This is a genomic window from Dietzia sp. DQ11-44 (assembly GCF_014145205.1).
In the GTDB taxonomy this organism is placed as follows: Bacteria; Actinomycetota; Actinomycetes; order Mycobacteriales; family Mycobacteriaceae; genus Dietzia; species Dietzia natronolimnaea.
In genome coordinates this window covers 1-4947 of record NZ_JAALEC010000404.1, presented here as the reverse complement: position 1 = coordinate 4947, position 4947 = coordinate 1, and the positions used below count along the sequence as shown (strand labels likewise).

General features: G+C 68.9%; 9 protein-coding genes and 1 pseudogene. 5 read left to right on the top strand and 5 right to left on the bottom strand.

What is annotated here, in order from left to right:
• From G6018_RS10610 to rpmB, 5 genes are all read right to left on the bottom strand, one after another.
• Window positions 1-410: AEC family transporter (locus tag G6018_RS10610; protein WP_182639564.1), on the bottom strand; the 410-nt coding region annotated here is incomplete at its 3' end.
• 163 nt (window positions 411-573) lie between these two features.
• A complete protein-coding gene (rpsR, locus tag G6018_RS10605; protein WP_007632792.1) occupies window positions 574-831 on the bottom strand; it encodes a 30S ribosomal protein S18 in 258 nt (85 codons plus the stop codon).
• 10 nt (window positions 832-841) lie between these two features.
• Window positions 842-1147 (bottom strand): 30S ribosomal protein S14, encoded by a 306-nt coding sequence (rpsN, locus tag G6018_RS10600; RefSeq protein ID WP_017836289.1) that lies wholly within the window; start codon window positions 1145-1147, stop codon window positions 842-844.
• Between the two features lie 3 nt (window positions 1148-1150).
• Window positions 1151-1315, bottom strand: coding sequence for a 50S ribosomal protein L33 (gene rpmG / locus G6018_RS10595; RefSeq protein ID WP_017836290.1), 165 nt, complete (start codon window positions 1313-1315; stop codon window positions 1151-1153).
• Window position 1316: 1 nt separating this feature from the next.
• Window positions 1317-1553, bottom strand: coding sequence for a 50S ribosomal protein L28 (rpmB, locus tag G6018_RS10590; RefSeq protein WP_010542299.1), 237 nt, complete (start codon window positions 1551-1553; stop codon window positions 1317-1319).
• A gap of 358 nt (window positions 1554-1911) precedes the next feature.
• On the opposite strand from rpmB, the gene G6018_RS10585 reads away from it, so the two are divergent.
• The 5 genes and pseudogenes from G6018_RS10585 to G6018_RS17135 form a co-directional block, all read left to right on the top strand.
• Window positions 1912-2172: a type B 50S ribosomal protein L31 gene (locus tag G6018_RS10585; RefSeq protein WP_095718598.1), complete on the top strand. Its 261-nt coding sequence runs from the start codon at window positions 1912-1914 to the stop codon at window positions 2170-2172.
• Between the two features lie 65 nt (window positions 2173-2237).
• Window positions 2238-2408, top strand: coding sequence for a 50S ribosomal protein L32 (gene rpmF / locus G6018_RS10580; protein ID WP_179525844.1), 171 nt, complete (start codon window positions 2238-2240; stop codon window positions 2406-2408).
• A 195-nt stretch (window positions 2409-2603) separates the two neighbouring features.
• Entirely contained in the window at window positions 2604-3287 is a 684-nt protein-coding gene (locus tag G6018_RS10575) for a response regulator transcription factor (RefSeq protein ID WP_182617164.1), read from the top strand.
• Window positions 3287-4678 carry a HAMP domain-containing sensor histidine kinase gene (locus G6018_RS10570; RefSeq protein WP_179525842.1) on the top strand — a complete coding sequence of 464 codons (1392 nt, stop codon included), beginning with the start codon at window positions 3287-3289 and terminating at the stop codon, window positions 4676-4678. The genes G6018_RS10575 and G6018_RS10570 overlap by 1 nt, the downstream gene beginning before the upstream one ends.
• Window positions 4679-4728: 50 nt before the next feature.
• Window positions 4729-4947, top strand: a pseudogene (locus G6018_RS17135) (hypothetical protein); the annotation flags it as partial.

Genomic DNA, 4947 nt, shown 5'->3' with positions numbered 1-4947 from the left:
GGCTGGAGCACCGCCACCTGGAAGAGCAACAGGGGCATGACGAACCCGAAGTCCCCCAGGACGTAGACGGCGATGGGGATGCCCAGGTTGGCCGAGTTGACGTAGCTGGCGGACAGGGCGCCGACGGCGAGGTCGGCGGCCGGCCGCCGGAGCCACAGCTTCGCGATGAGCACGTAGGCCACCGCCATGACGATCGCCGTCGCGGCGGAGACCACGAAGACGCCGGTGAAGACCTGGTCGAGCGTAGTCCGGGCGAGGGCGTCGAACAGCAGGGCCGGGGTGGCGACGAAGAACACGAGCCGGTTGAGCACCAGTCGGGCGTCGGAACCGAGGACCCGGGAACGGGCGAGCAGCCACCCGAGTGCGACGACCGCGACGATCACGGCGAAGCCGTTGAGGACGCCGGCCACTGCGGACTCCTGGGGTTCGGGGGAGGGGAGCGGTAACGCCGATCGGGGCCGAGCACTCCTGCGGGCAGGAGGCGCGACCCCGATCGGGTTGCTGTTGCCTGTGTCGGCGGCTATTTACCGCGAACGGGACGTGCGGTGCGGTTCGACCGCGCCGAGCAAGGGCTCAGCGGCTGGTGAACGGCAGCAGTGCCATCTCACGGGCGTTCTTGACCGCGACGGCGACCTGACGCTGCTGCTGCGGCGTGAGGCCGGTGACGCGGCGCGAACGGATCTTGCCACGATCGGAGATGAACGTGCGGAGGGTGTTGACGTCCTTGTAGTCGACCGTCTCGATACCCGCGACCTTCAACGGGTTCTTCTTGGGCCGACGACCCTCCTGGGCACGGATCTTCTTGGACGGGGTGCTACGCGCTTTTGCCATGATTACCTACTCACCAACTCGACTTCGTGACACCGGGCAGCTCGCCACGGTGGGCCATCTCGCGCATGCGGACGCGGGAGAGGCCGAACTTGCGGAGGTAGCCGCGGGGGCGGCCATCGGCGACGTCGCGGTTACGCACCCGCACGGGCGAGGCGTCACGCGGCATCTTGTTGAGCGCGGTCTGGGCGTCCATGCGCGCCTCGTCCGTGCTCTCGGGGTTCTTGATGATTGCCTTGAGCTCGGCGCGGCGCTCGGCGAACCGGGCCACCTTGGCCTTGCGCTGCTCGTTGCGCGCGATCTTTGACTTCTTGGCCACGGGTCAGCGCTCCTCTCGGAATTCGACGTGCTTGCGGACGACCGGGTCGAACTTCTTGAGGACGATGCGGTCCGGGTTGTTACGGCGGTTCTTGCGGGTCACGTAGGTGAACCCGGTCCCGGCCGTGGACTTGAGCTTGATGATGGGTCGAACGTCGTTACGTGCCATCTCAGATCTTCTCCCCACGGGCGCGGATACGGGCCACGACGGCCTCGATGCCATCGCGGTCGATGGTCTTGATGCCCTTGGTGGAGACCGTCAGCGTGACGCGACGACCCTCGGAGGGCACGAAGTAGCTACGGCGCTGGATGTTCGGGTTCCAGCGACGGTTGGTCCTGCGGTGTGAGTGCGAGACGGACTTGCCGAAACCCGGCTTCCGTCCCGTTACCTGGCAATGCGCCGACATGGCGTGGTTCTCCTTCCGCCTCCTCGTACGGTGGCGCGTGATGGTCGGGGCTCCCGGTCGGCCTGGGCCGAACAGCAGCGGATCACCACGTCGCGGGCACCGTGAGAGGCGATAGCAAACGTGCAGACAACAGCGATGGTCTAGTTTACGGCCCGACCGCGGGAAACGGTAATCAGCACGTCAACGCCGGTGGGGACGGCCGGCGGAGCGTGCGAATTGGGTACGCGGTCATCGTACGGGTACGATCTACCGATGCGTGTGCTGATACCGGGATCCCCGGTTCGGCCACTGGCAGTTGCGTGCCCCTGACGGGGCGGGCGCCAGACCCAAGACTTCTACCGAGCTAGAGGGATCCAGTATGAAGAACGACATCCACCCCGACTACCACCCGGTGGTCTTCCAGGACTCGGGCACCGGCACCAAGTTCCTCACCCGCTCCACCGCGAAGAGCGAGCGGACCGTCGAGTGGGAGGACGGCAACTCCTACCCGCTCATCGTGGTCGACGTGACCAGTGAGTCGCACCCGTTCTGGACCGGCGCGCAGCGCGTCATGGACACGGCCGGCCGTGTCGAGAAGTTCCAGCGCCGTTACGGCAACCGCACCCGCCGCACCAAGTGAGCCGCGGGTCGGTGCTCCGCCGCCGACCCACACCCACACCCGAGACCTCAGAGGACGTAACAGTCATGGCAGTTCCGAAGCGTCGCCTCTCGCGCGCCAACACCCATTCCCGCCGCTCGCAGTGGAAGGCCGAGAACCCGGCCCTCCAGGAGACCAAGATCGACGGCCGCGCCGTGGTGCTGCCGCGTCGCCTGGTCAAGGCCGCCAAGCTCGGCCTCGTCGACCTCGACCGCTGAGTGTCGGTCGACTGATCGCCGAGACGAACTGAGCTCCGCGGCGCCCGCGCGTCGCACGCACACGCCCGGTCACGAGCCCGGTGGGTCCCCCCGGACCCACCGGGCTCGTCGGCGTCATCAGGAGCCGGCGCGGACCGCGCATCGGTCGCGGTATTCCTCAGCCGTGGTTCAGGCGGGTGCGGGAGACTTCCCGGTATGAAGATCCTCGTTGTGGACGACGACCAGGCCGTGCGTGAATCCCTGCGCCGTTCCCTCACGTTCAACGGTTATTCGGTGGAGCTCGCGGGGGACGGGGTCGAGGCGGTCGAACGGCTCGACGCGAACCGTCCGGACGCGGTGATCCTCGACGTCATGATGCCCCGCCGCGACGGCCTCGAGGTGTGCCGGATACTGCGGAGTCGGGGGGACGACCTGCCCGTGCTCATGCTCACCGCCCGGGACGCGGTGTCCGAGCGGGTGGCGGGCCTGGACGCGGGCGCCGACGACTACCTGCCCAAGCCCTTCGCGCTGGAGGAGCTGTTGGCCCGGCTGCGGGCGTTGCTGCGTCGTCGGGGTCCGGAGGCCGAGGACGTGGACGAGGTGTTGGAGTTCGAGGACCTGCGGATGGACCTGGCGACCCGCGAGGTCAACCGGGGGGAGCGCCGGATCCAGCTGACCCGGACGGAGTTCTCCCTGCTCGAGTTGCTCCTGCACCATCCCCGTCGTGTCCTCACCCGGAGCCACATCCTCGAGGAGGTGTGGGGTTACGACTTCCCCACGTCGGGGAACGCGCTCGAGGTGTACATCGGGTACCTCCGGCGTAAGACCGAGGGCGACGGCGAGAGTCGTCTGATCCACACCGTGCGTGGCGTGGGATACGTGTTGCGCGAGACGCCGTAGTGCGAGCCCGCACGGTGGGGTGGGGCTCCACACCGATCTCCCTGCACCAGCGGGTCACCCTGTTGGCGGCGAGTTCGGTGGGCGTCGCGGTGGCCCTGATGGCCGTCGCGGCGTACTTCGTCGTGTCCGGGTCGATGTACAGCGAGGTCAACAACCGGCTCCAGCAACAGGCCGACCAACTGGTCAACAGCCAGCTCGCGTCGGAGTTCGCCCTCCAGTCCCGGAGCACCCTCATCGCGCTGCGGGCCTTCAACCCCAATCTGGACGCGCAGATCGTCGCGCCCTCCGGTGTGCGGACGGCCACCGGCGAACCCTTCCAGATCGGCGGCCCCGAGATCGCCGTGGTCCGCGGCGAGACCGAGTCGAGCCTGCGGACGGCCGGGGGCAAGCAGATCTATGCGGTGGGGGTCCGCGACGGTTCGACACTCATCCTGGCGCAGGACCTGAGCCCCACCAGGGCGGCCCTCAATCGTCTGGCGATCGTCCTGACGCTGGTGGGTGCGGCCGGCATCGCGCTGGCGGCGGTGGCCGGTACGGCGGTGGGGCGCACGGGTCTGGCGCCGGTCGCCCGGTTGACCAGGGCGGTGGAGCGGATCGCCAGGACCGACGACCTGCGGCCCATCCCGGTGGCGGGTGATGACGAGATCGCCCGGCTCACCGCCAGCTTCAACCAGATGCTCGTAGCGCTGGGGGAGAGCAGGGATCGACAATCGCGGCTCGTGGCCGATGCCGGGCACGAGCTCAAGACACCGCTGACCAGTCTCCGGACCAACGTGGAACTACTGATCGCCGCGAGCAGGCCGGGGGCGCCGACCATCCCGGCCGCGGACAGGGGGGCGCTCGAGGTCGACGTGATCGGTCAGATCTCCGAGCTCACCCAGCTGGTCGGGGACCTGGTCGAGCTCGCCCGTGAGGATTCCGGGGAGGTCGAGCTGGAGCCGGTCGCGGTGTCGGAGGCGGTCGAGCGGGCCCTCGAGCGGGTCCGTCGGCGGCGTCACGACGTGCGGTTCGACGTGGATCTGGCGCCCTGGTACTCGTTCGGTGACAACGCGGGGATCGAGCGTGCGGTGCTGAACATCTGCGACAACGCGGCCAAGTGGAGCCCGACCGGGGGAACGGTGACGGTCCGGATGAACCCGGTGTCGGAGTCGGTCGTGGAGTTGACCGTCGCCGACCAGGGGCCGGGTATCCCTGAGGAGGACAGGCAGCTGGTCTTCGAGCGATTCCACCGCTCGCGGGAGGCACGGGCGATGCCCGGTTCGGGGCTCGGGTTGGCGATCGTCCGCCAGGTGGTCACCCGGCACGGAGGCACCGTGGAGATCCATGACGCGGACGGTGGGGGCACCGAGGTGCGGATGACCATCCCCGGGTGTGAGCTCCCCCCGAACTGATCGACGGGGGACGCGGTCGTCTCAGCGGGCACACAGCGCGGTGAGGAACCATGTCGGATATGGAGAACGAGAACGATCGGGGCACGGGTGGTCCCCGGCCCGGCGACGAGTGGGCCTCGGGTCCGGGCGCGGGTCCGGGTGGATACGGTCAGCGGCCGGAGAGCCCGTATGGTCCCCGCGACGACGGTCGGCGACCGGGCCCGGCGGACGTCGGTCCGCCCCCTCCCGGTTCCGGGCAGCCCGGCCAGTACGGGCACGTGCAGCCGAAC

What these genes read in the sequence shown, in the direction of transcription:
- rpsR (WP_007632792.1), bottom strand. Translation starts at nt 831, where the DNA reads ATGGCAAAAGCGCGTAGCACCCCGTCCAAGAAGATCCGTGCCCAGGAG.
- rpmG (WP_017836290.1), bottom strand. Translation starts at nt 1,315, where the DNA reads ATGGCACGTAACGACGTTCGACCCATCATCAAGCTCAAGTCCACGGCC.
- rpmB (WP_010542299.1), bottom strand. Translation starts at nt 1,553, where the DNA reads ATGTCGGCGCATTGCCAGGTAACGGGACGGAAGCCGGGTTTCGGCAAG.
- G6018_RS10585 (WP_095718598.1), top strand. Translation starts at nt 1,912, where the DNA reads ATGAAGAACGACATCCACCCCGACTACCACCCGGTGGTCTTCCAGGAC.
- rpmF (WP_179525844.1), top strand. Translation starts at nt 2,238, where the DNA reads ATGGCAGTTCCGAAGCGTCGCCTCTCGCGCGCCAACACCCATTCCCGC.
- G6018_RS10575 (WP_182617164.1), top strand. Translation starts at nt 2,604, where the DNA reads ATGAAGATCCTCGTTGTGGACGACGACCAGGCCGTGCGTGAATCCCTG.